This is a genomic window from Cellulosilyticum sp. ST5, from assembly GCF_046529625.1.
Lineage (GTDB): Bacteria > Bacillota > Clostridia > Lachnospirales > Cellulosilyticaceae > Cellulosilyticum > Cellulosilyticum lentocellum.
In genome coordinates this window covers 3,867,923-3,893,013 of sequence record NZ_CP132338.1, presented here as the reverse complement: position 1 = coordinate 3,893,013, position 25,091 = coordinate 3,867,923, and the positions used below count along the sequence as shown (strand labels likewise).

17 protein-coding genes are annotated in these 25,091 nt (G+C 29.7%); 4 read left to right on the top strand and 13 right to left on the bottom strand.

The annotated features are described in order from the left end of the window. Nucleotides 1-83: 83 nt before the first annotated feature. From aroB to QTL86_RS18735, 3 genes are all read right to left on the bottom strand, one after another. Nucleotides 84-1,223 carry a 3-dehydroquinate synthase gene (gene aroB / locus QTL86_RS18745; RefSeq protein ID WP_410495714.1) on the bottom strand — a complete coding sequence of 380 codons (1,140 nt, stop codon included), beginning with the start codon at nt 1,221-1,223 and terminating at the stop codon, nt 84-86. 58 nt (nt 1,224-1,281) lie between these two features. After that, complete coding sequence (locus tag QTL86_RS18740) at nt 1,282-3,735, bottom strand: ATP-binding protein (protein WP_410495713.1); 2,454 nt, start codon at nt 3,733-3,735, stop codon at nt 1,282-1,284. Between the two features lie 263 nt (nt 3,736-3,998). Further along, complete coding sequence (locus tag QTL86_RS18735; RefSeq protein ID WP_410497320.1) at nt 3,999-4,544, bottom strand: AAA family ATPase; 546 nt, start codon at nt 4,542-4,544, stop codon at nt 3,999-4,001. 328 nt (nt 4,545-4,872) lie between these two features. Here QTL86_RS18735 and QTL86_RS18730 point away from each other — a divergent pair, with 328 nt between their 5' ends. Next, entirely contained in the window at nt 4,873-5,673 is an 801-nt protein-coding gene (locus QTL86_RS18730; protein WP_410495712.1) for a hypothetical protein, read from the top strand. Between the two features lie 252 nt (nt 5,674-5,925). Here the strand turns inward: QTL86_RS18730 and QTL86_RS18725 are convergent, their stop codons facing one another. The 4 genes from QTL86_RS18725 to QTL86_RS18710 all read right to left on the bottom strand — a co-directional run bounded on the left by QTL86_RS18725 (nt 5,926) and on the right by QTL86_RS18710 (nt 11,190). Then, the gene (locus QTL86_RS18725) at nt 5,926-7,458 is read right to left on the bottom strand and encodes a PIN domain-containing protein (protein ID WP_410495711.1); all 1,533 of its coding nucleotides are present in this window, start codon (nt 7,456-7,458) and stop codon (nt 5,926-5,928) included. Between the two features lie 188 nt (nt 7,459-7,646). Then, nucleotides 7,647-9,113 (bottom strand): protein kinase domain-containing protein, encoded by a 1,467-nt coding sequence (locus QTL86_RS18720; RefSeq protein ID WP_410495710.1) that lies wholly within the window; start codon nt 9,111-9,113, stop codon nt 7,647-7,649. Between the two features lie 251 nt (nt 9,114-9,364). Further along, a complete protein-coding gene (locus QTL86_RS18715) occupies nt 9,365-10,090 on the bottom strand; it encodes a hypothetical protein (RefSeq protein WP_410495709.1) in 726 nt (241 codons plus the stop codon). 11 nt (nt 10,091-10,101) lie between these two features. Further along, nucleotides 10,102-11,190, bottom strand: coding sequence for a hypothetical protein (locus tag QTL86_RS18710; RefSeq protein ID WP_410495708.1), 1,089 nt, complete (start codon nt 11,188-11,190; stop codon nt 10,102-10,104). Between the two features lie 600 nt (nt 11,191-11,790). On the opposite strand from QTL86_RS18710, the gene QTL86_RS18705 reads away from it, so the two are divergent. Beyond that, entirely contained in the window at nt 11,791-12,135 is a 345-nt protein-coding gene (locus QTL86_RS18705) for a hypothetical protein (RefSeq protein WP_410495707.1), read from the top strand. A 247-nt stretch (nt 12,136-12,382) separates the two neighbouring features. Continuing rightward, nucleotides 12,383-14,071: a S8 family peptidase gene (locus tag QTL86_RS18700; protein WP_410495706.1), complete on the top strand. Its 1,689-nt coding sequence runs from the start codon at nt 12,383-12,385 to the stop codon at nt 14,069-14,071. A 122-nt stretch (nt 14,072-14,193) separates the two neighbouring features. Here the strand turns inward: QTL86_RS18700 and QTL86_RS18695 are convergent, their stop codons facing one another. Further along, nucleotides 14,194-15,228, bottom strand: a complete 1,035-nt coding sequence (locus QTL86_RS18695) for an IS30 family transposase (RefSeq protein WP_410495705.1) — start codon at nt 15,226-15,228, stop codon at nt 14,194-14,196. Between the two features lie 705 nt (nt 15,229-15,933). Then, the gene (locus QTL86_RS18690) at nt 15,934-16,305 is read right to left on the bottom strand and encodes a helix-turn-helix domain-containing protein (RefSeq protein WP_410495704.1); all 372 of its coding nucleotides are present in this window, start codon (nt 16,303-16,305) and stop codon (nt 15,934-15,936) included. Between the two features lie 81 nt (nt 16,306-16,386). Between QTL86_RS18690 and QTL86_RS18685 the strand changes: the two genes are divergently transcribed. Then, nucleotides 16,387-16,893, top strand: a complete 507-nt coding sequence (locus tag QTL86_RS18685; protein ID WP_410495703.1) for a helix-turn-helix domain-containing protein — start codon at nt 16,387-16,389, stop codon at nt 16,891-16,893. A gap of 141 nt (nt 16,894-17,034) precedes the next feature. Here the strand turns inward: QTL86_RS18685 and QTL86_RS18680 are convergent, their stop codons facing one another. The 4 genes from QTL86_RS18680 to QTL86_RS18665 are packed head-to-tail and all read right to left on the bottom strand — an operon-like array spanning nt 17,035 to nt 25,023. Beyond that, the gene (locus QTL86_RS18680; protein ID WP_410495702.1) at nt 17,035-17,742 is read right to left on the bottom strand and encodes a hypothetical protein; all 708 of its coding nucleotides are present in this window, start codon (nt 17,740-17,742) and stop codon (nt 17,035-17,037) included. Then, a complete protein-coding gene (locus tag QTL86_RS18675; RefSeq protein WP_410495701.1) occupies nt 17,718-19,520 on the bottom strand; it encodes a hypothetical protein in 1,803 nt (600 codons plus the stop codon). The genes QTL86_RS18680 and QTL86_RS18675 overlap by 25 nt, the downstream gene beginning before the upstream one ends. 11 nt (nt 19,521-19,531) lie before the next feature. Beyond that, nucleotides 19,532-23,725, bottom strand: coding sequence for a hypothetical protein (locus QTL86_RS18670; protein ID WP_410495700.1), 4,194 nt, complete (start codon nt 23,723-23,725; stop codon nt 19,532-19,534). 23 nt (nt 23,726-23,748) lie between these two features. Next, nucleotides 23,749-25,023: a hypothetical protein gene (locus tag QTL86_RS18665; protein WP_410495699.1), complete on the bottom strand. Its 1,275-nt coding sequence runs from the start codon at nt 25,021-25,023 to the stop codon at nt 23,749-23,751. Nucleotides 25,024-25,091: the final 68 nt, after the last annotated feature.

Below are 25,091 nucleotides of genomic sequence, written 5' to 3'. Positions count from 1 at the left end.
TAATATAAGGCATTAAATATGACAGATGTACGTCACATTTAATGCCTCTATTGTACCATATTTAGTTTAATGAAATGGAGGACTTATTTATTTCGCATTTCCTCAATAGCTTCAGATATAAATGTCTCCTCTAGAGCAATAGAATAGTTCTCATCATCATATTGCTTAATCTTACCTATTCCTTCTTGAAAAACAAAACGTATTTTCCCTTTTCTTACCTTTTTATCTGTATATAATTTACTTACTAGTTCCTGAGTTGTAATATGCGCTGGAATATGAGTACTAAGTCCTGTTTTTTCATAAAGTGCAATAACCCTATCAGCTTCTTTCTCACTTATATATCCTAGTTTTTGTCCTATTCTAACTTGGCTAGCCATTCCAATAGCAACAGCCTCACCATGTAAAAGCGTATAGTCACTTAAGGTTTCTATAGCACGACCTACGGTATGACCTAGATTTAAAATCTGCCTTAAATTTGCTTCCCTTTCATCTAGTTTAACTACCTCATACTTAATCTTACAATTCATTTCAGCAATATGGGTACATACTTCTTTTTGCTTCTCTGTAACACCCTCATTGGTTAAAAGCTGGGCTATATGTTCTTCTAAGAATTCAAAAAAAACTATATCTGCCATACAAGCATGTTTAATAGTCTCTGCTAATCCATTACTTACTTGTTTAATAGGTAAAGTGCCCCAAGTTGCTAAATCAATATATACTTTTTTAGGTTGATAAATAAGACCTATTAAATTGGTAGCAAGCTCTGTATCTACAGCTGTCTTTCCTCCTACTGAAGCATCTGCAGCACCTAAAATAGTAGTTGAATAATTAATAAAAGGAATCCCTCTACCAAAAGTCCCTGCAACAAATCCAGCCAGGTCTGTTACTACGCCCCCACCTAATGCAATAATACAGCTATCTCTTTTATGCCCTTTTTCTAACATAGTATCTTCTAGTATTTCCTTTGTATGTCTTACTTTAGAAGTTTCTCCAGCTGGGAAGCTTAATAAATCTACATCAAATCCTTCCTTAAGCATTAGTTCATACAGCTTATCACCATATAATTCTTTTACGACTGAGTCTGTTATGATAGCATATCTGCTAATGCCTTGTCCTAAATTTCCTTTTAACTCTCTAATAAGTGTATTAAAAAGGTTATACCCTATTTCAATATCATAAGAATCATCTACCACTCTTTTTAGTTCTACGTAGAATTTACTCATAATCAGCCTCCTTTTATGTATTATAATATACCTTATTCTAACACATGTTTCTAAATTTTTAATATAAATTATAAATATCTGAGAACTCCATTTTGGTTTGTTCTATTCTAGGTTCAAACTCTAAAGGTTCAACCTCGCTATCCTCAAGCACTCTAATAGGGAATTTTATGACCATCTCAGTTCCCTTACCCAATTCACTTTTCGCATCAATTGTTCCTTCATGCATCTTCACAAGTGACTTAACCAATGCTAGTCCAATTCCACTCCCTTCACACTTTCTGGTTAAAAGAGAGTCAACTTGAATAAATGGATTAAATATAGTAGTAAGCTTTTCTTTTGGAATACCTACCCCGGTATCCTTTACTACTACTATAAGACCTTCATCTTGCAATGAGAGATTAACTGATATTATTCCTCCTCTATATGTATACTTAACGGAGTTAGATAAGATATTTAATATGATACGTTCTAGCTTCTCCGCATCACATGCTGTAATAACTTCTTCTACATCTGTATCAAACAGTAAAGTAATCCCTCTACTCTCAATGTAATCTGCTACAGATAAAGTTGTTTCTTCTATGACATTAACAATGTTTAAATTTTCTAGCTTCATCTTGTAATGTCCAGTATCAATACTTGTTAGTTCCATAATGTTGTTGGATAATCTTAATATTCTATAAGTATTCTGCTTAACCGTGCTTAAGTATTTCACCAAATCAAAATTAGGCTGCACATTGATATGACCTTGTTTTATCCCCTTTTCTAATAATTGTACTGTTGCTAGAATAATATTAAGTGGTGTTCTGAATTCATGTGACATATTAGCAAAAAATTCACTTTTTATTTTTTCTATTTGCAGTGCCTCTTCATAGACTTTTCTTGCCTCTTCCTGTTCTTTTTGCTTTGAGATATCTCTACCTGTGCAGACATAATACTGCTTATTACTAGTATATTTTATACTCCACTCAATCCATTTATAACTTTTATTTTTACAATACCCTCTACATATAATCCCTCTTACAGCGCGCTTATTGTTTATACAAAATTTTTTTTCGAAAAAGTGTTGCTGATCTTCTCTATAAACAAACTCGTTAGAAGGGCGTCCTATCAGTTCACTAGGTGTCCAACCTAATACAGATTCCCATGCTCCATTTACCTTCTCAATACGTCCATCCATTGCTATTATGGCCATAAGGTCACTTGCAGTTTCTGCAAAGTTTTGTAATTCTTCTTCTAATTCTTCTCGCTTCTCTAGTTCTCTCTTGACAACTTTTGTTAATACCTCATTCTGTATAATTAATGCCAGTTGTCTTGAAATCTTGAAAATTTGTGTTTCCCTACTTGGATTAGTATTAGCTAAGTTACTATAGCTACAGATAAGGATTCCTAAAAGCTCATCTTCTAGCACTATAGGATAACATCCTAGATAGCTTAAATCTTTTACTTTGAATGCCTCTCTCTGTTCAATGTCTATGTACTTATAATAGTCATGTGCTAATTTTATGCCCCATAAGTTATCTCCACTTATCATTTCATCTCTAAAACTATTAGTTAATTTAATTTCATCCATTAAATCTAACTCACAAGATTCCATTCCTTCTTTGTATGTACAGTATAAACTATTTTTAGCTTTATTATAAATACCTATAATGATGCCATCTGCCTCAATTTCTTCTAATACTTCTTGAATACTTCCATTAATCCCCTTCATCTGATATAAGTATTTAATGTGTTCACTTCCAAGCTCTATATCTTGGGTATACAATTTATTTCTCATATACTCTTTATAATAATTTTTATCTAGCTGACGCTCCATTTTTTTATATAGTGTTATCTCTTCTCTCATACCCAAAATGTACTGGACCTGGCCTGAACTACTTGTAATAGGAATAAAATTAAATTGATACCATCTCTGTTTATTGTCTATTTCTATAACTTTCTCATAACAAATTGCCTCTTTTTTTATTAGAAGTTCATCTTCTCCCTCTTGAATAATACGAGTAAATTCTTGGTTCCAGATGTCTTCATCATTCTTTCCTAGTATACTGCTTCGTTCTAAGTGCTGTGTTAGTGCTGATGCTTTATTAATAAAGCATTCATTTACAAACCTATACTTTTTTTCTTGATCTTTAAGCCACACTACAAAAGGTAATTTATCTAATAATTTTTCTAGCTCTTTTACATTATATATGGGTTCTTTTTCTCTCAAAATAATATAATATATTTGCTTTTCGTTCCATTTCCCTATATTTAATATACCTTCATAACTTATTTCCTCATCATTTATATTCCTCAGAATTACTAAAAATTTAGTATGCCCAAGTCTTAATAACTCTTCCCAACTTATAAATTTTACTTCTCCTGGAATCAGGAATTTATCTAGTTTCTTCTCTTGATAAGCAGATAATGTGTATTGTAAGTCTTCTAGTAAGCATTTGTTACAAAATTCTATTTTACCCTCAGCATTAACAATTAAAATTCTATCTCTTATTTTATCTAGAAACTCTTTCATTTTTTCCTTCTCCCATAACCTACTATAATATTACACAATCTTACATTTTTACTTTTTTTTTAATTATTTATTATTTTAATACAAAAGCTAAACATTTAATAGTAATTTTTGTAATTTTTTAAAAAATACAAGTGCTAAATACACCTCATGGTTATTATTATTTATTAAACCTATTTTAAAATAGATTTATAAATGTAACTTATTTCTCTACAACAAAAAATCGATAGACAGTACATCCATTACAGTCTATCGATTTCCTTATCTTAATTAACTTTTATTTTAAACTCTTCTTCTACTAAACTGATTTTACAACTTCCACCTTCATTTAAACTTCCAAATAAAATTTCTTGTGCCAAAAGAGGCTTTATTTTACTTTCTATTAAACGTGAAATTTCTCGTGCTCCATACTCCGCAGAAATTCCCTTTGTGACTATATATTCTATACATTTTTGATTAAAGCTTAGTTTAATTCCTTTTTCTTTTGCCACTTTTTTAAGCTTACTAAGCTCTTTTCGTACAATTAATAATGCCATATCTTCTGTAATATGATTAAATGCAATAATACTTGATAAACGATTTCTAAATTCAGGAGAAAATACTTTCTTAACTTCATCATTAATTGCTTCTCCTTGAATCTTTCTTTCACCAAATCCCACAAGGTTTTTACCTATTCTTGAAGCACCTGCATTAGATGTCATAATTAAAATAACATTTCTAAAGTCAGCCTTGCACCCCTTATTGTCTGTAAGCGTTGCATAGTCCATGACTTGAAGTAAGATATTATAGATATCTTGATGTGCTTTTTCTATTTCATCAAGTGTATCTTTATGAAATAAGTTATATAAAACTATAAATCATTGGTTTTTAGGCAATATCTTTGTTTTCTATAACTTTGTTTTAGCTTTATTATAGAAAACTGGACTATTTTGCAGTTTTAATTAATAAAATCACTATATGTTAGCCTACCACTAAATATATTTTCCCTCTTTAAATCATCCTCAAACAGTATACTTCTGCAAACTTTGAAAAATTTAAGAGTCAAACTACTATTTCAAACCAATATACGACAAATTTTTCATAACAAGACTAGTATACTAAAATTATACTTACCAACTACTACTATATAGGAGGAATTTTATGATCATTAAAGGAGCTAATGACTCAATTGTTAAAATGGTAAAAAATGTAGTTGAGTTATTTTACTATGAAACTAGATTTACTCCAATAGAGTGTCAGGTGGAGTTTGTTGATAATATATTTACTAGAAAACTAAAACTATCCATATCGGAAAGTATGCGAACTTCCGTTTTGGAAAATAAGGATTTTATTTCCTGCTTAAATGGAACTTTGATACTGCCTAATTCACTCCATGAACCAATTACTATATTAATCTGTAACAAAGTCCTTGATGAAGGCAGCACGTTCCTAGGATCTATAATTCACGAACTAACGCACGCACAGGATTATTTCAATTTTGCAAGCTATAATAACTGTACAGGATATTATGATATTAATAATAGCACCTTTTCTTTGTGGAGTGAATTTCACGCTAGAAGGATGGGCTATAGTTACTTACGTAGGCTTTCAGTAATGATACAACAAGAACAAGTAAGTGATAATGAGTATATTGAACATATAAAAACAACTGAATGTCCATCTCAACTTAAATGGTTAGTAGATGACTTGGTAAAATATCAAAATCAACCATACCAATATATTTATAGTATCATGCAATTTTTAGGCAGGTATTCCGTATGGCAAGATACATATTCATTAGATTTTAATGAAACGACCTTACCCTATGAATTAATAGAAGCATTTAATCACAGAATAACCGATGTGTACTGTTTTCTGTATAAACATAAGAAATTTGATGAAGTCAAGGATGCCTTAGATGAATTGGAAATATTACTAAATCGCTTTGTAAGCCAGGCATAAAGTGGAGGAACTGAACCAATGAAAATATGTGTGCTTCTTGCAATACCGTGTTATAAAGTATAAAAGTACCTTCAATAAGTTACCATATAGTATTCTCAAGGTTTTGAACTTAAGATATTATCACTATACATACTATAAGTATTCTTGAAAATACTAGACTTTGTGTTCATAAAAATAAAATTTCAGTAAAAATACACATTTATACCACATAAATAAAACCACTTTCAGCTGAAAGTGGCTTTATTATTTAAATTAAATAAAATCTTTAGATAGAAAATTTAAGTATATTCTATGTATATTACTAAGTTCTATTATTTTCTCATGAGAATCTTTAACTGTGGCTATAACATCTGAAAAATGTATATCAATACGGTAATCAGAGGCATCACCTATCGCACCTTCATTATCTAGTTCACCAAAGCCATAATCTACTTCTATTGAGCCACAAGATAGTATGCTTTGTGGATTATGATAGCACTCTAATTCAATATAATCTTGATCACCATTACTAGGAATGATATTGGTATTTTCCCAATGAAGGTAAAGATTCTCAGAATTAATAAGTGTAATGCAAACATCTTCACCGAGTACAAAATTATCGGGGAGTTTTGCTGAAAAGTAATCCATTTCGATAAACCCTTTCTTATATTCGATCCAATCTATGACATCTTCTAAGTTGTAGCAATGATCTCTCTCTTTTAATGAAACTAGAAACTGATTAAACTTTTCAACCATAGATATCTCATCAGGCGTATTTTTTAAGGATTGAAGGTTATCTATAATATCATAGTATTCACTTAGTTCCTCTTCTAGTTTTGTGTATGTTTCATTGATAGACTCGAAAATCGTTAGTAGTTCATTCACGCCATTGTGACGCTCTAACGTTTGTTCAAGGATATAATCAAAAGAATCTAAAGAAGGTAAACCACAAGCCTCACGTATGTTTTCTTCATATTGATCCCAATACTCACATTCAGCCATATGTTCTTCTTCCTTTAAATTTCGTGTAAACTCTTCGCTTAGTTGGGCATTTTTGACTTCTTCCTGTAGGTCTATAGAGATTAACTTGCTAAGGCTAGTAAAATATTTATATTTCATTTGAGGAAAATTTGAAGCTAAGTCGTTAGAAATATGAGGATGCAAGAGTTCTCTTAGTGAAGCTTCTTTTCCGCTAGAAAAATCTTTATAATTATCAGTGACAAAATAAACTATGCTATTAACATCATCTTCAACTATATTAGGAATGTAATTAGGAAGATTAATCAAGACTTCGATAATCAAGGCATCTCCTATCGAATTTTTTCCTTCAATATGACAAGGTGCCTTTTTGTATATTTGTCGTTGAAGTGCTTTAGTAATTAATACATGATCATCTGCAATAATAATTGTATTTTCAGATTGAAATATCTTATCCAATAATAAGTTAGATGACTTCTTATAATCACTAACCTTTCGCTCAAATGTACTTAAAGTAGTCTGTAAAGGAGCCATAGCTTCTTTTTTTATAGCTTCTATATCTATATTTCCATTAGTATCAGTTAACCCATTAATCCAGTATATATTACTTAATGACTTAATGTTAGATTCTATTTCACCCTTTACTTTATCAATTTCTTGTTCAAGGTGTTTATAAACTTCATGCCTAATTAAAGAAGGAACTATTAACTTAACTTCTCCATATTCTAAAAGCTTCATGAAATTTTCTATTAATGACTGATTAATATCTTTCCTTCTATTAACAATTATATTTAAAAATATATTTGTATCTAATAATAAGTATTTCATTACAAGCTCCTTTCAAAGTAAGTTTATTATAAGTAGCTACTAATATTTTGAATCTAGTTAAGTGTACCGATTTTTATGAACTACTATAGTATCAAAATATATTATGATCTATATTTTTTTGACTAGTATACTTCACATGTCTTTACCATACATATTACAAAAAGTATTTTAGTTCATATCTTATTTTCCTACATAATCTTTTTATTAATTAACTCTAATAAACTATTTGAATGAAAACGATAACTTGCACACCCTTCTAATATCTCCTTTGAGATATGCTTGATATTAGTATTCTCACTATGTTCATAGATATAATAGCTAATATCACCATAAATATCATAATTAGCAAAACCTCCATAACCTGTTGAAGTAGCATAATTCTCATTAATATTATTTAACACCCTAACTCTCTCTAATTCTGGGATTTTTAAAATCACTTTTCCAAAGTCACTCAACTTATGTTTAACAATGTAATTACATAGTTCATTATTTGCAAGTAACTTCTTTATATAATTTAATTCTCTGGATGTTAATATAGATTCTTTTAAATTGACATCTATCTGCTTCTTTACTTCTTGTTCGTCTATTTCCATTAGTATTAGATGTATTTCCTCTATTATCTCATCAACGCATCTATATCTATTTCTCTTGTCACGGGTAGTACACTTAGTAACTATTAAATTCATAGTCTCATCTTGTTTATCAAAATAATTGTAGACAAACTCTATTATCTTACCTAATGAATATATGTCTGTCTGAAAATCCATCTTAGTAAGATCGCCTGCTGCCAATGGGTCCATAAATATATGATTATTCTTTTCAGTAGCTGAAGATTTTAAGCTTCTTACTATAGAAATATCTTTACTCCATCCAAAGTCACTTATTACAAAAGTGTTTCCTATTTTAAGTATGTTTCCTAGGTGCAAATCTCTGTGTATTATGTTATTATCATGTGCAAACTTAATTCCTTGCAATATATCATCGATTATTTTTAGTCGTATCTTTTTAGATAAAGATATTTGTGAACTTAAATAATCATACAAATCCATTTCAGCTTCTTGAAGTAAGTAACTATTCTCGTCTTCAGTAAGTTCATATACTGTAATTATATTAGGACAGCCACATAACTTCTTAGTATTTTCATATTCATATCTTAATCTTTTCCTTAATTTCTCATCACTTTTATTGTGGGGCAACAATTCCTTTTTTACAATTCCTTCAGTATATTTTGAAACTATACAATAAGACCCTTTACCTAAAGTATTATCTAATGAAAGCTCAATTATATCATTAGATACATTATTCACATGTACATTGTTACGTTGCAAATAGTGTATACTCTTATCTAAAATCATTTTAGCCTCTTCTCTATTTCTATGAGTAACCTTAAGAATATTTAAGATACACTGAATAAACATGAGCTGATTCTCTTTTAATATACCTTCTATTTGTTCTGCAAGCCTCTTATTCTCACTATACATAAGTTTATGTTCAGTAAAATAATCATTTATACTTAAATAATCTATATTTAACACAGAATCCTCAAAATAATAATCCAGTATTAATCCCATATATGTAAAGTTAGTAGATGACTGTTTATAATCCCAAAAGTGACCATCTAAATACTCTAAAAGGTTTGATAATATTCCTTCCATTAATTTCTCCTTATCATCCTTAATTCTTATATATTTCAGCTTATATCGATATCCAACCTTATTCTATCTTTCACCTAAGTACAAATAGGATATTAGTAATAGTACCCTTCTTTGTGAAGTAAGTTTCATTGTAGAAGAACGAGATATGGTTACTTACATAAAATGTAAATAATGTTTCCCTTTATCTAATAACGTTTAAAATACCCTTTATATTAGAGTCAAATTTACTACAACAGTTCTACTATTTACTTTTACAATCTCTCACAAACTTCAATTAATGTTTTAGAATAGTCAAAAGCCTTATCTTTTACGGTTTTCTTGTTTACTCCAAAAACAATTACTACTATACTTATTATTATACACCAAAGTGCTATATACTGAGGATATGGAGATTTAATCATAGCATTAATATTAAACTCTTCTATCATAAAATACTCCCGAATTCCAATCAAAATATATAGAACTAATCCTATATACTTTATTCCATACATATTTCTCCAAAAGTTATATTCCTTTAATTCTTGTTGTACCCTAAACTCTTCTTTACGATTATGCGTTGCATGATTTCTCAACCAATTTATAGTAGCTTCATATAGTAAATCTGATTCTTCTGTTTCTTCCTCACTAGACAATGGTAAATTAATCCCCTCTAATCTTTGATTTAATCGTTCATGATATTTTTTCTTAGATACATTGTTTATGTTAGTATCACTAAATCGCATAAGTATTGTTGTTGGTTTTCCACCCAAATCACTATACATTTTTGCTTCATATGCTTTCCCTTTATTTCTTGCCATTTTTGACATTACTGTCAAGCATATAACGAAAATAGTAATATATAATGTTGTATCCATAAATCCATTTGTAAGTATCCCTTTAATGCACCCCAAAATAATAATCGGTAGTAGCATCACTAAAACAGGCATTACACGTGCATGAAAAGTAAAGTCATCAAAAAAAATTTTGATTTTATCCATATTCTTTCCCCTTAATCATCCCAGTCCTCAACATTCTTATTAAACTCAAGAGTTTTTGTTGATGACCATCCTTCTCTAGAACTAATCTTGTTTCTATGATTTATAGTTTTTCCTGATGCATTATAAACTTTTACACCACGTCTTACAAATGCATTAACTACCATTTGCAACGGATGGTCTGAATTTTTACCCGAACATACAAAGGCCTTTTTGCTAGTAGTATTACCTTCTTCAACTATATTCCCAATTAGTCGGTTTAATATCGAAGTACTTACATTATGCCTTCCTCCATGATGTGGAATTTGATAAATTGTTACATTATCCTTTATGTCTTTTAATATAGTATCTGCATAGTCTAATGCCACCTTTAAACCTCGTATTCCTGCATCTCCTGTCAGAAGAAAACTTTCCTCCTCCATCTCACCTAAAATAATTGTACTCATTTCATTCTCTGCTGTCGTTTCTACATCTTCTTTAAGTTTCTCATCATCCCATGATTCTATAAGATTTTTTAAGAACTCAACAATCGCCCCTCTAATTGAATCAAATATAGTCTGCTCTTTAACTAATGGTGTTTTACTAGACTCTATTAATAACTCTTTATACAATTCTTTTGTAGGAGACAAAACTTGTAATTTATCACAAATGACTTCACCTTGAAAAATTTCATGAATCTTTATCCCTTTATTAAGGGCTATTACTTCTAATTCAGCAATATACACATATTTTTCCTTTAATCTTTTCTTTAAACTCTCTTCTGTAATTCTCCCATCATCGACATATGGGATTAACTCTTTCGCATATAGCCATGGCCTATTCATATACAAATCCTTAACTTCAAAATTATTAAGTATTTCTATTAATCCAGATGCATGATCTTGATCAGAATGAGAACATATGACAAAATCTAAGACTTTTTTTGTTTTATCTTTCAAATAATAGTTGTTGATTATATTTTTTAATGCTTCACCATGTTTTTGAAATCCCCCATCAAATACTCCAATAACATAATTACCTTCTGTTATCTCCCATCTTATCCCAACAGCATCTGCGTCTTTTGTTTCTTTATTTACTCCAATAAAGTCTAATTCATATGGCATAACCTCATCTCCCCACCTAATATTTTTCATTTTCTATATTATACCATAATAATGTTAAAATATTTTATATATTTAAACAAATTCTCGGATTGATAGACAAAATCTTAAACTATTAATATACTATATCGCTCTATATTAAGTAATTAGTTAACACATATTACTATATTACCTATTTGGTTTATTTATATATATTTATGTCTCTTAATAATTTGTTATATAACGTTTTTGTGAGCATACCTAAGTAAAAAATACTTGATTTGATACAATGCTTTTATTTACAAAATTTATTATGTGCTCAGTATTTAATTATTTTTCAATATACCTTATTTTTTAATTTTTATATTAACAATTTAACCATTTTTTAAAATATCAATCTAATATTATATTATTATAATTTGGTAATTATTTTAATATATTAACAAATTATGTTTATGAATTATTTAGCAATAATATAAGAATTTAACTGATAAATTTTGTAATTTTTTTAATATATTATCTTTTTTTACAAATATCATTGACTTTTTTATATATTGGATTTATATTTTAACTAGTTTTAATTTTCGAAAATTATAAACAATTAAATTTTAGGAGGGTTTACCAATGAAAAAATTTATGAAACGTACATCTATAGCATTAACATTATTATTAGCTTCCAACTCTATAGCACCTCTTAGTGTATTTGCAAGTGAAACTACTTCCGTAGATAAAACTACAGTGATATCTATTGAAGATGATAGAGCCCCACAAGTTAGTGAAGTTGTAATCTTTTTAGCAGGTGTCCTAGTTGGATATATCGTTGATGGAACTATTATTTATGCTACAGGCCATTCCGCTGGAGAATGGGTGGCAATAGCCCTTAAATACTATAATGACAATCCAAATGTAAGTTCTATCCATATTTCCTCAAGCGGTCGTGTACATGGAGGCGGAGGTACAGGCTTCTAATTTTTTAATATTCCTGTATAATATAATTAATTCTTTAATAAAAAAAGAAAATTTATTATATTAAGAGGTTGAAATGAAAAAAAATATGACTTATATAATAATATTTATTCTAGGAATACTTACTTATTTTTCAATCATGTTGGTTTTTAACCTATTTAAATAAGCATGAAAAAAATAAAACCTTCATTTAAATGAAGGTTTTATTTTTTCTACTCATATATCTCTAAGAAAGGTGATTGAATAAATTATGTTAAACTATACATCCAACTTTACCAATAAATTAATATGTTTACTATTCATTCTTATAACATTACCTATAAGCATTCAGGCATCTATTCTCTCAAGTACTTCTACTGATAATGAAACGTCTAGAACATTTCTAATTCAATTTCGCGGAATAAAGTTTTCAGATACACAAGATGAGTATTGGTGTCAGTTTACTCCTCAGATATCAGGAAGTTATGAAATCACTAATATCAGTAAATATAGCAAAGACACCTATATGACATTATATGACAGTAGTAAAGCAAAGATTATTATAGATAATCATGACACTTCTAAAACTACAACTTTAGCTGCTACCTTATTAGCAAACAAGACCTACTATATAAGAATAAAGTCCTCCAGTTTTACTACCAATAATACCATTATTTGTATAATTGCTCAACAAATAAATGAACCTAATGATCCTCTGTTTAATGAACAATGGGCATTGTTAAACAAATCTACGGGCCTAGATATCAACATTGCTCCCGTGTGGAAATATCCTTTTAATAACTCCATAAAAATTGGAATTGCTGACACTGGCGTATACTACGAACATCGAGATTTAACTGATATAATAAATCTTGAATTAAGTTATAATTTTTCACACAATATTAAAGATACATTTCCAACAAATGAAATGCATCAGGATTTTTATACTGCTGTACGTGGTCATGGCACTCATATTTCTGGCGTTATTGGTGCGATATCAAATAATAATGAGGGTATCGCTGGAATACTCCCAAATGCCAACCTCATATCATTAAAAACCTTAGGAAGACAATTAACTACCGGAACAACATATACAAAATCAATCGCTGCATTTATCGAAGCTATTGAATATGCTCAAGCAAATAACATTAAAATAATAAATTGTAGTTTTGGTGGTACTACTCCCTCTAAAGCAGAGCAAGAAGCAATGGCTAAGGCTACTGATATATTATTTATAATTTCAGCAGGTAATTCAGGCAATGATTTAGAAGTCTCTCCTGAATATCCTGCTTGCTATTATAATCAAAATTCCATAGTGGTAACTAGTATAGATTCTGACGGCAACTTATTAAATAACGCAAATTATGGCGGTCCTACAGACATAGCTGCTCCTGGGACACATATTATAAGTACAATGCCTTATGATACCTATGAGTATCTGGGTGGTTCTTCAATATCTACAGCATATGTAACTGCTATATGTGGGATGGTATGGTCACAAAACCCAAGTCTATCTCCTGTAGAAGTCAAAGATATTATCACTAATATTCATAATGTAACTTTACTAGACTCTTTATCTAATAAAGTATTATGTGGTGGCATGATAAATGCTTATAAAGCTGTAATTTGTCCTAATTTAAATAGCTTCACTAAACATATTAAAGAAAAAAGAACTCCACTATCTGATAATAATTTAAATATATCTTCTTCCCTTGATACGTTTCAAGCAAAAACTGATGAAATAATAATAAAAATTGATAGTGATATATTAATAAATTCATATCTAAATATCCTTAAAACTCAATATCGTTTCACAGATATCTATGTTTCTGGATATTTAAAATCAATAAATGCTTATATACTTAAATGTTCCTCACCAGAAAATGCAGATAAAGCTATAAATATACTTAGTAGATATAATAAAATTAAATATATAGAACCTAACCACCAAAGAAATTAAACAGCAGTATAAATTTATCAACACTTCTAGGTAAATGCTTATTTTAGTAATCATTTTTATATCTATTTCCCAAATTGTAATAACAAGTTGAACTAACTGTGTTTTTTATTTCACCACAGAATTTATACAGCATATATAGCATCCAATTCATCCTCAAATAGTTCCTCAGTTGTACGATAATTAAGCAGCTTTCTAGGAAGGGTATTACACCATTCTTCAATAAAAGCACTCTCATCAATGCTATAACCATTTATAGCTACACCTTTTGGGATGAATCGTCTTAATAAACCATTGTGCCTTTCATTGGTTCCACGTTCACAGGAGGCATATGGATGTGTAAAGTAGACCTTTACAGCAGATTCCTGTTCTACTTTGGAGAGTTCTGCAAACTCTTGACCATTATCACTGGTAATACTTTTGAAGACGTGGTTAAATTGTTCTCCAAAGTAAGTTTTTAGATTGGCTAGTTCTGTTAAAACAGCATGAGAAGTCTTAGATGCAATTTTACGAACAATATAATGTCTAGTTTTGCGTTCAGCTAAAGTGAGAAGAACACTATCATTCTTATCTTTTGTACCAATGACAGTATCTATCTCCCAGTGGCCAAATTCTTCCCTAGAATCAATACTAACTGGTCGTTCCTCGATACTTGTGCCTAGAATACGTCTGTTTATACGGTTACGTTGAGGCTTGGTATTTCTTCTAAACTTCATCGGAAGATCGACATTTCGTATTTCTAGTAGACCTAAATCAATATAGTTATAAAGTGTTTTAGTGCAAACCATTTGAGATGGCTTGAAAAGCTGATTAACGATAGCATCCACAGACCAGTTTCTCGATTTCATTGTGGTACAAACGTAGGATATAAAATCACTACAGGATAGACGTTTGAGTTTAGGGCAACAATACTTGCGATGTTGTAAGTAGATGTTTTCTCCTGCATCCGCAAGATAAACCTCTACCTTATGACCATGTTTAATTTGAGTAACGGTTCCTCTAGCAATTTCATTGCGAATAGTATTGGAAGCACGACCTAGCTCTTTAGCAATCTTATAAGAAGAATAGCCATCTTTTAATCGAATCTGTATAGTCATACGTTCTTCAAAGCTTAGGTGTTTATGTTTACGTGGATTTATAGTATTATTAGGGTAGTCCATAGTGATTAATCCTTTCTTGTTAAAGTTGTGGTGTGGTGATTCAATCTTAACACAGGATAAATCCCTATGGATTTTTTATTTAGTTCAACTTCATTTTACAACTAAGCTTTATATCTATTTATTCAAACAACAAATATTTAGTCAGTTCATTTGATTGGTTACCACTGTACCTTTATATTTTACCAACGATTTAAAGACCATCTATCGTCCCCAAACTGATTACATATGTATGATAGAAGTTATACCAAAAATAGAAAGGCCTTATCCTAGTACAATGAAAAGCTAGGAGATTAACTAACATGCTATTATCTCCGTTTTAAATTTTTCATTTAATGTTAGAAAGGTGTCTGTGATATAAATCTAAATGATTGCTATTGTCAAAGGAACATTTTCTCAAATGATACAACATTACTTAAAGCGTCTTATCTATCGATTTTTCAAACTACAAAGAAACAGATTCCCCTCTACGTAGTTTAGACAATATAACTGAGAACTCGTAATAATGTTTGAGGGTAGCCTCAAAAGTAGATAAGTATAACGCTTTAAGTAATGCTACATCACTTGATATAAATACAATAATTTAAGATCACGATGGACATAAAAAAGGGTGACTCCTGTAGGATGCAGAAATCATCTTTTAAATGTTATATAGTCTTTTTTATACTCTACTTTATAGGGGAGTTTTTAACCTGATTTTTTAATTTATCATTCTTTATATTCAACAATTTTTAGAACAATTTCACTAATTAACTGTATCTTTTCTGGTGAACACTCTCTTAGCATCATTTCAATATCATTCCTTAAGTAATCCTCACTTTTAGGTAAAGTACCCGTTAAAACAAAAATTGGAGAAATCTCTAAGCACTCACAAATACTTGCCAGTGTTTCAATACTAAGACTTGTTTTTCCTATTTCAATCTTACTAATATATGCACTAGACACTCCTAAGGTTTCTGCAACCTTTTCTTGTGTATATCCCTGTTTTTCACGAATCTTTTTTATTCTTTTACCTATAACTGTATAGTCAAAACTCATATTATCATCCAGTCTGAATATACCAATTATCCATTTAAACATACAGAAACACAAAGTTCTATTGAATCTATAGGTTTATAATGATAAAATATTTTTGACAACATAGTAATTTAGGAGAGCAACATGACATTAAGTTTTAAAATACAGTATGTAAAAGAAGTCTTATCAGAGCCTTGTGCTCAAAAGTATTTATCTCGTGAAATAATCAATTCTTTACAAGATATCCTTACACTTTTTTTAGAATCTTGTTCTATGAAAGAAGAAAAGTTAAATATACCTGTAAATATAATGTACCAATATAAGAATCTACTCACTGAACATATCCCTGATATAGGTAATATCTCTGATGATTGTAGCACGTATGTTAGAGAGTTCTACTATGTTTTTGAAAAACACCGTCAACACTACATACTAATTACGTTAGGTAAATCTTTAAAACAAGTACGCGAAAATAAAAAATTAACACTCTTTCAAATTGCTGAGAGGTTATGGGTCCCTTATCATTATATTCAAGAACTTGAAGAAGGGATAGAAAATCATCTAAACCTCTTCCAAATACTAGAGCTAGCTAATTTATTGGAAATAGATTCACTCAAAATATGGGAGACTTTAACAGCAAAACATAATTGATAGCTTTTTGATATCACTCTAGGCTATATCCCTTCAAATATTATAAAGTCCTATACAATCTTAAATCTATCTTTCTAGCCTTATAAGGCTAATGCCTCCTATAGTTTTATAAGAGGCACCTTTAATATAATATTTTTATATTTAAAATCCCTCTTTTTCCAACTCATCTCTCCTTTTATTTTTAACTTCCAATGGTATTACTACTTTATTTCCAATATCATCAAATTCATTATCCTCCTCAAACCTACTTATGTCGTTATTAAACATGCCTTTTAGTTCGTCCACTATTATTGGATCTTCTGATTTATTTAATGCCATAACGTTTTTCAGCGAATTCTTAGCACCCTTACTCTTATAAAACAATTCCCCAAATCCTTTTTGAAATTTATAGAGATTATCTTCTGACGTCTTTAGTTTTTCTCTTAACATCTTAACTTCTTGTTCTAAAAATTTAATTCTTATTCTATCATTTTCCAAAAGCTTTGCCATCCGTTCTCTTAAGACTTTTGGGCTTCTAGCATATCGATCTACTAATATATAGACATCTTGCATCTGTGCTATATATTCTTTTCCAGCTAGAATAAATGCATCTTCATTTTTAATCTCATCTATTCTCCTTTTTCCTAAATATGGTTCGCCCTTATACTCAGCAGCCCAAAATTGATATCCGTATAGTGTAAACATCTTTCCATTGCTACGCTTATGTTGTTGCTTATTGGCAATTTCTTTATTAAATCCCCATACATTGTTATATGTTAATTTACTTTTAACCCCCCCCAATTTCTCTAATTTTAATTTAATTATTTCGTCTACTTCTTCTTCATCTACTTTTGTTCTTGGTCTAGCCATATTGTTTGCCTCTTCTCATTGGTTTTATCCCTTTTAATAACTTCCTCGTTGAACCTAAGGTCAATTAATTTTTTTCTTAAACTTAATATTTCATCAGCTCTACTTTTAATAATCATTGTTTTATTTTTTATCTCTTCTTCATACTTCTTTTCTAACTCTTCCAACCCCGCAACACTTATCAACCTATTCTCTTTCAATAACTTTCTAAGTAGTTCTTCTTCATTTTTTAACATATCTTCTAATGGCTGTATACAGTTACTTTCAATATACTCTTTAGTTTTTACATAGCTATGATTAGTAGGTAAACACCACCATTTTGAGCAAAGTATACATGTTCTATCACTTTCACATACATCTATTTCTTGGCTCAAATCAACTGTACAGTAACCCACACCATCATCAGTTGGTTGTAACTTTTCTAATGCTATCGGAGGTTCTAAAGATTTCGTAAAAATCACCGTTTTAAGGCCCTGAATCGAAATATCTTCTCTTGCTGTTCGACTTGAAACATAATCAAGGATTTCAGATTCTATATAATATTTAGCATGTCCTACATAATGATTTTGAGAGATTAAATGTGTATGTCCTCCTAAAAGAGCAATTTCAATAGGAGGTACTCCTTGTAACATAAGCGAACAAAATGCCAAATGCCTAGTATCACCAGGCTTTAATCTTTGCCTCACTTGATTATAATTATACTTATTAATTATAACCGCCTCATAAAAACTATTTATTAGTGTATTCAAATCTCTTATAACATAAGTATCTATATACCGTTCTTCCTTATGTTCAACAACCTGAACACCTCGCTTTATAAGTTCTTTCGAAAAAACACGCTCACCTTCATATGATAGTAATGTTTTCCTCTTACTATCGAATTCTGTTAACTTTTGGTATTCTTCTATTAATTTATATATTTCTTCCGTTATTTTTATTTTTGATAAAAAGGGTAATCTAGGTTTATCTCTTTTATTCCTTATACGTGACCTCTTTACTCTATCTATAACAAGATAAAAATCTCCATCCTCTTCTACTAAACAATCCTTTTTAATTCTACAAGTAAATTCACTGGGTCGCATCGGAATAATATTTGTTATCTTCCACCACAATAATACTGGAAAAAAGAAATATCTCATTACCTCATTCGTTTCTTCTTGATAAAATTTCTTGATATAATACTCGAAACTTAAAATATCTTTATTTGATGGTAAATCTCTACGATAATCTTCTCTTTCAAATTCTATATCATTTAATAATTCAGCTACTTCTTTACTTTTTTCATCTAATACGTTGTTATACTCAAGAAACCAAAAATAATCCCTTATACTACCAATATCAACATTATTTTCTATTCGTTCTTCTAGTACCTGTTCTAATAGATTTTCTCCCTCCTCTCCTTTTATTATATTTATTTTAAAATTGCTAGTATCATGAATTATATAACTCAGTATTCTTACCTTTCCTGATACTGTAGTATTGGCATAACCTTTATCTATTAGGTCCAATGCATAACACTTCACCATATTTATCTCATTTTTTGAAATAATCCCTGTTTTTTTCATATCATACAATATGCCAAAATCTATAGAACTATTAGACCTAGCATATTCATTATAAAAAAACCATTTATGTGCATTAAAAGAATTTTCTTTTCCAGTGTTGAAGCCTAGTTGCTGCAATATTTCTGTATCTCCTATATATTCTTCTTTTAATTGTTGTCTGTTATATTCAACATTCTCTTTCAAATATAGCTGGTCTATATTTTCAACTACTTTCATCGTATCCCCCCTTAATTTGATACTTGTAAAATATCTTCTGGTTTTGGTATCTCTGATAATATTTTTATAAAATCGTTTCGATTATAGTTTAAAAATTCATACACATAGTCTTTTCCAAACTTATGCATAGCTTCTAATAATATTTTTTTCTTTTTTTCTATACTATAGGCTAATTTTAATTGCTTTGGTCTAAGAGAAGTTATCATAATTAATTGAATATCTTTCTTGATTTCTTCACACAAAGTTAGCAATGCATAAATAGTAGGAATATGATATATACATTCAAAACAACTTCTTTTTTCTGGCTCTCTACAGGATTTTTTCCCACACATGCACAGTATATCAAGAGATTGCTTTGACGGTATTTTCCTCAGATATATATCCTGTAACAAAGTCTGTGCTTCCTGCAATGACATACTATTAATTGCAGTTATTATTTTTACTTTATCTCTTCTAAGCGCATTCATAAATGCTACTGCCGTATTAAGTTTAATTATATCTCCAAATTCATCATTTAGCCTTTCAATCTCTTCTGTCACCTCTTCAAATGATACTTCTCCTCCATTAATCTTTTGAATTAATAATGCTGGGATATAGCCAAATTCTCCTCTTTCAAATAATTGCTTACTTAATTTCTCCATTTGCCTTTGATTCATTTCTATATAATGATTCGCAGCTGTATTGTTGTTTGTATGACCTCGCAACTCTGCACAATATACTAACGCCTTAGAATCTCCTGATAAATTAGCAATATAATATAGGTATGTCATAACTGTTTTGTTAAATTTCAATGATGAAAACTTGAAGTTCTCTAAGTTACTCTCTTTAAAAAACTTTTTAAACATATCTTCATTTACTCTATTTTCTTGGGTCCCAAATTCCATAAGAAAATCACTGTGTACTTTTCTGTCTTTGTTCAGTAATTCTAGCATCAGCACCGCTGTTGTAAAGGCTGGAGCCAGTTCATCCGAACAGAAAAAGACGCCTTTTACTTGCGTTTTAGAAATTTTAAATTCCCACTGATTAATCTTAAATAACACTAATCTAGCCATTTCAAGATTAACTTCATTACTCGCAAACCATTCTATTCCATTTATATTATATTTGGTAAGAACATCATCTACCCCTATTATAGGAAAATCTTTTATATCCCCATTTCTCCAAGCATTATTCAAATGTAACATCACATATAGCCATGTTGATAAATGAACATATCTGTTCTTTTCAATAATTTCTTGGATTGAGCACTCCACATGTCTCTTTACTTCTGTGCAATAATTAAAAACATCTGAGTATTCTTCAATACTATATATATGGTTGGTTCTTTTCTTTTTTACTTTTGCAAATATCTCATCTGCTATCCTAATATCCTCAACTTTAAATTTCTTATCATTAGCAATTAAAGGATCCGAACCTATCTCTTTGAAATATAGTTCCATAACATAACAATAACTATAATATTCAATGCTATTCATTACCAAGTTAATTTCCTTTGATGTAAGCATATATATTTCTCTTTTATTTGTTCTATCTAAAAAAACCTTTATAACAGGTGTACAAAAGACTAGTTTATTAATTAATTGCTGCATTCTGCTTCCTTTAACAGTCGTCCTGCTCAACCAACCTTCAACAAACCTAAACCATGATTTAGCTGTATATTTACTTTTTGGTTCAAATCCTCCCCATTCTTTATATATATCTAGCCTGGTATAAAAAGTTGTTAATGGATCTTCCTCAAAAACATTACTTAATTCAGCTATTTCTTTTCTTTCAAGGTACTCACCTGCTAAACTTTTAACATCCTCAATTTTTACTGCACTATAACTAGCATTGTTCTTGTCTCTAGCATACAGAGGTAAGTCTATTCTTGGTAACTTCTCTTTAGAAACTATACTCCCGGTCAGCTTTTTCTTTCCAAAGAATATACCTACATTACTTAATGACACGTATTCTCGATAAAAATTTTCTTTCTTTTGAACAAAATAATCAATTTCTTGTTTAGAATATCTAGTCTGTATTAATCCCTGTACATATATAGGTTTTAAGTTATACCCCTTAATAAATTTATCAAAAAACACCTTACTCAAATTCAAAAGTTCTATTACCTGATTCCTTGAATATGTATCATTTATATCTGCGCCTAATACTCCTTCTAGCTCTTCTTTAGAATATAATACGGTTATACACTTGTAATCATAACTCTTCTGCATATATCGTTTATATTTACTTTGAAGTGTAATTGGTCTTAAATATTTCTTTATGGTGACTTCAGATGCAAACTCTATAGCTTGAAATCTAGTATAATGTTTTTCATAGTATGCTCTTATTTCCATTCTCACACTATCAACCTGATGAGCATTGTAAATATTTTGATAACGTATTACTGTGTCATCCTTAAAGAGTATTGATTTCGCCTTAAGAGTTTCAATATTCCAATCGTCACATAATTTTGCCATTGCCAATTCAGGATTTCTTTTAATTTCTAATATCTGAATTGCTTCTTCTGTTGTATAGTATCTATTTCCTTCATAGGTACAACCTTGCCTTTTATCTTCAAATAAACTACCCTTTTTATACTCTTTTATTAATTTATCAATATCCTTTTTATTGTAACAAGATCTTGATCTGCTTGGATTATATACGTCCTCTAAATAATAATAGTACTTTTCTTCAATATCTTTTCTCTCAACTATATTATTAATCGTTTGTAAATCTAATCCTTCTAATTTTTTTAGGGCTTCAGTTGCTGTATCATAATTATTATAAAACTTCTCTACTTGTAGCTTTACCGATTCTATCTCTTCTGCTAGATACCCTATTCTATTATTTTTTCTTATACTATTCACATTCCATATATTCCTTAGAACGGTTATTGCATCTTGTTTGTTTTTTATGCCCAGTAACTCTACAACCTCATTACTAACAAAATATTTCTTTCCTTCAATTATAAATTTCTTTTCATCCTCACTATTCAATATAATTTTGTCTACCGCTTCCTTTTCATATACATATTGTAAGTGTTCTAACATTCTTGTATATTTTTTAGGAACCTTTATTACTGCTCTTTTAAAAATCTTTGGTGACCACTTTTGCTTTAAGTCATTTATTATATATTCCTTACTATAATACTGTGAATAGTATTCTTTTACTTCCTTTAGAGTTCTTTCTACATCTTGAAAATTAAAATATTCAACTCCTCCTACTTTCATAGTTCTAATATTATTTTCCTGTACTACAGATTCTTTAGGTGCCGTTCCCTCTGCTATATTTAATATATCTCTGAATGCTCTAGCATTAACATAAATTTCTCCTTTCTCATCTTTTAGCACTCTATCCGAATCAGAAGCACTCTTATACTTCTTTAGCAATAATTCATCTATAAAGCCATTATTATATTGATTTATTCCTAGTGTATACTTAGGATTACTGGCATAAGTAGTTTCTAACTGATGAATTTCCCCTTTTTCATAGCAATACTTACATCTACTCGGATTACATTCTTTCTCTAAGAATCTCCAATATTTTGTCTCTATCTTTTTCTTAATAGCTATCTTATCTATGTCTTTTATTTTATCCCCTAATTTTTCTTCAACTTGAAATATAGTATAGTGTTGATCATAAAATTCCTGTATTTTTTCTTTTACCTCCTCTACTTGCTTAGCATTATATGCAATCTTTCCATTAAACCACTTATCCTCTACACCCCAGTCCTTCCTCAAAGAAGTTATAGAATCCTGCCTGTTAGCAGATATTCCTAGTATTTTTATAACCATATGAGGTCTATAATATTTTCCACCTTCAAAAATAAAACTATCTTTATTAGCTGTATTGTGTATAATCTCTTTTACAACCTCTTTATCAAAAACACTTCTTACTCTTTCTAATACCCTAGTATATTTATAGGGCACTGAAATTCTCCCTTTGTCAAAGCGGTCCTTATACCATTTCTCATTTAACTCTTCCTCTATATATCTTTGAGTATAGTATTTTGAATAAAAAGTGCTAGCTTCTTCTAGAACCCTTAATGTATCCTGTAAACTGTAATAGATAATTCCCTTACGCCTTAATGTACGAATATTATTCTCTTTAGCTACAATTGCCCTCGCTTCTCCACGATTATTAATATTTAATAGTTTTCCAAACTCTTTATAATCTATATATTTGTCATCATTATCCTCAAAAATTACTTTTATATTTCTTTCCATCTACTATTTACTCCTTAATTATTTTAACTTTTAGCTACCTGGCTCATTCTTTTTATATTTTTTGCTATTTGAGTATAAATCATTTTTTTATCCACATATTCATCTGTTGATTCTGGGGATACATCCCTTCTTAAAAGTTGTACAATTTTTCGATTTGTTATTTCAGATTCGGTATCAGCTACTCCACTATCTAATAAATAATTAGTAAAAATATGCCTTCCTATATGAGATCCCCACCGACATTTTTTTAGTTTATTCGCTGTGCTAGGGGATACTTTATCTAGCTCTTCTATAAATCCCCGTTTTAACTTATTAAATTTTTTTTCATATACATCTCCACTCATTGCATTTCCTCTAGCATCAATAAAGAGAGCTCTTAATTGTATAGACTTTTTATTAGCTATTTTAGATATGTACATTAAATGTTTTTCATATCTTTCTATTATATCTCCATCAAAGCTGAATATAGATTGTACTGATACATAATTCTTTTTTATTTGAGACTTCCTACTACTTATTCCCCTATCTTCAAATAACTCCTTGCTTCTATCTTGAATCGTTGCATTTAGCATCCTTAACTCTTCATCTATGTCCACATCATCTCTTAATAAATTTACTACTTCTCCTTGGCGTAATCCCCCCATGCACTGTATCACTACTCCAAAAGCTATTTCTGGGTAATACTTTTCTGCATACTCTATTAACTGTATCCATTCTTCTTTTGCTAAATTTTTTAACGTATTATCTGTACGATTTCTTGCAGGATACTTCAAGTTATATTTTAGTCTATCTGTGAAAGGGTTAATAATAACCTCTCTAGCCCCACTTACTTTAGTCTTTTTAGAATAAGGTTTTATTTTATCCAATACTATCTCTGTTTCAAGTTTTGCTGTTTCATTAGTTACTCCCTTTTTGAATAAGTAGTTGTAGAATCTTAATAAAACATCTTCTTTATCCTTTACAGTCTCATAGCAATTACCTATAATATTAGGATTTGATATATGATTAATATAATTTGCTAAATGATAGAAATTAAGACCATATAGCCCATCTGTTTTTAAGTTATCAAATATCTTATCTTCTTTTTTGGCTACTTCCTGAACTAAATAATTCATAAATCCCGTAACATATCTAGCAACTTTCGTCTTAGTATTCAAAGAGTATACAGAATAAGCAGTTGCGATAAAGTCAGTCAGTCTGCTAGGAATCCATACTTCCTTATTTGATTCATCACATTCAACTATCAATATTTCCTTAGTATTACCTACAGATATTTCCTTAACTTTGTAATATTTCATAATATCAACCTTCTTTCAACTTTTCCATACTCTATTCTTTTCCTCTAACTTTGTCAATAGTTATATAA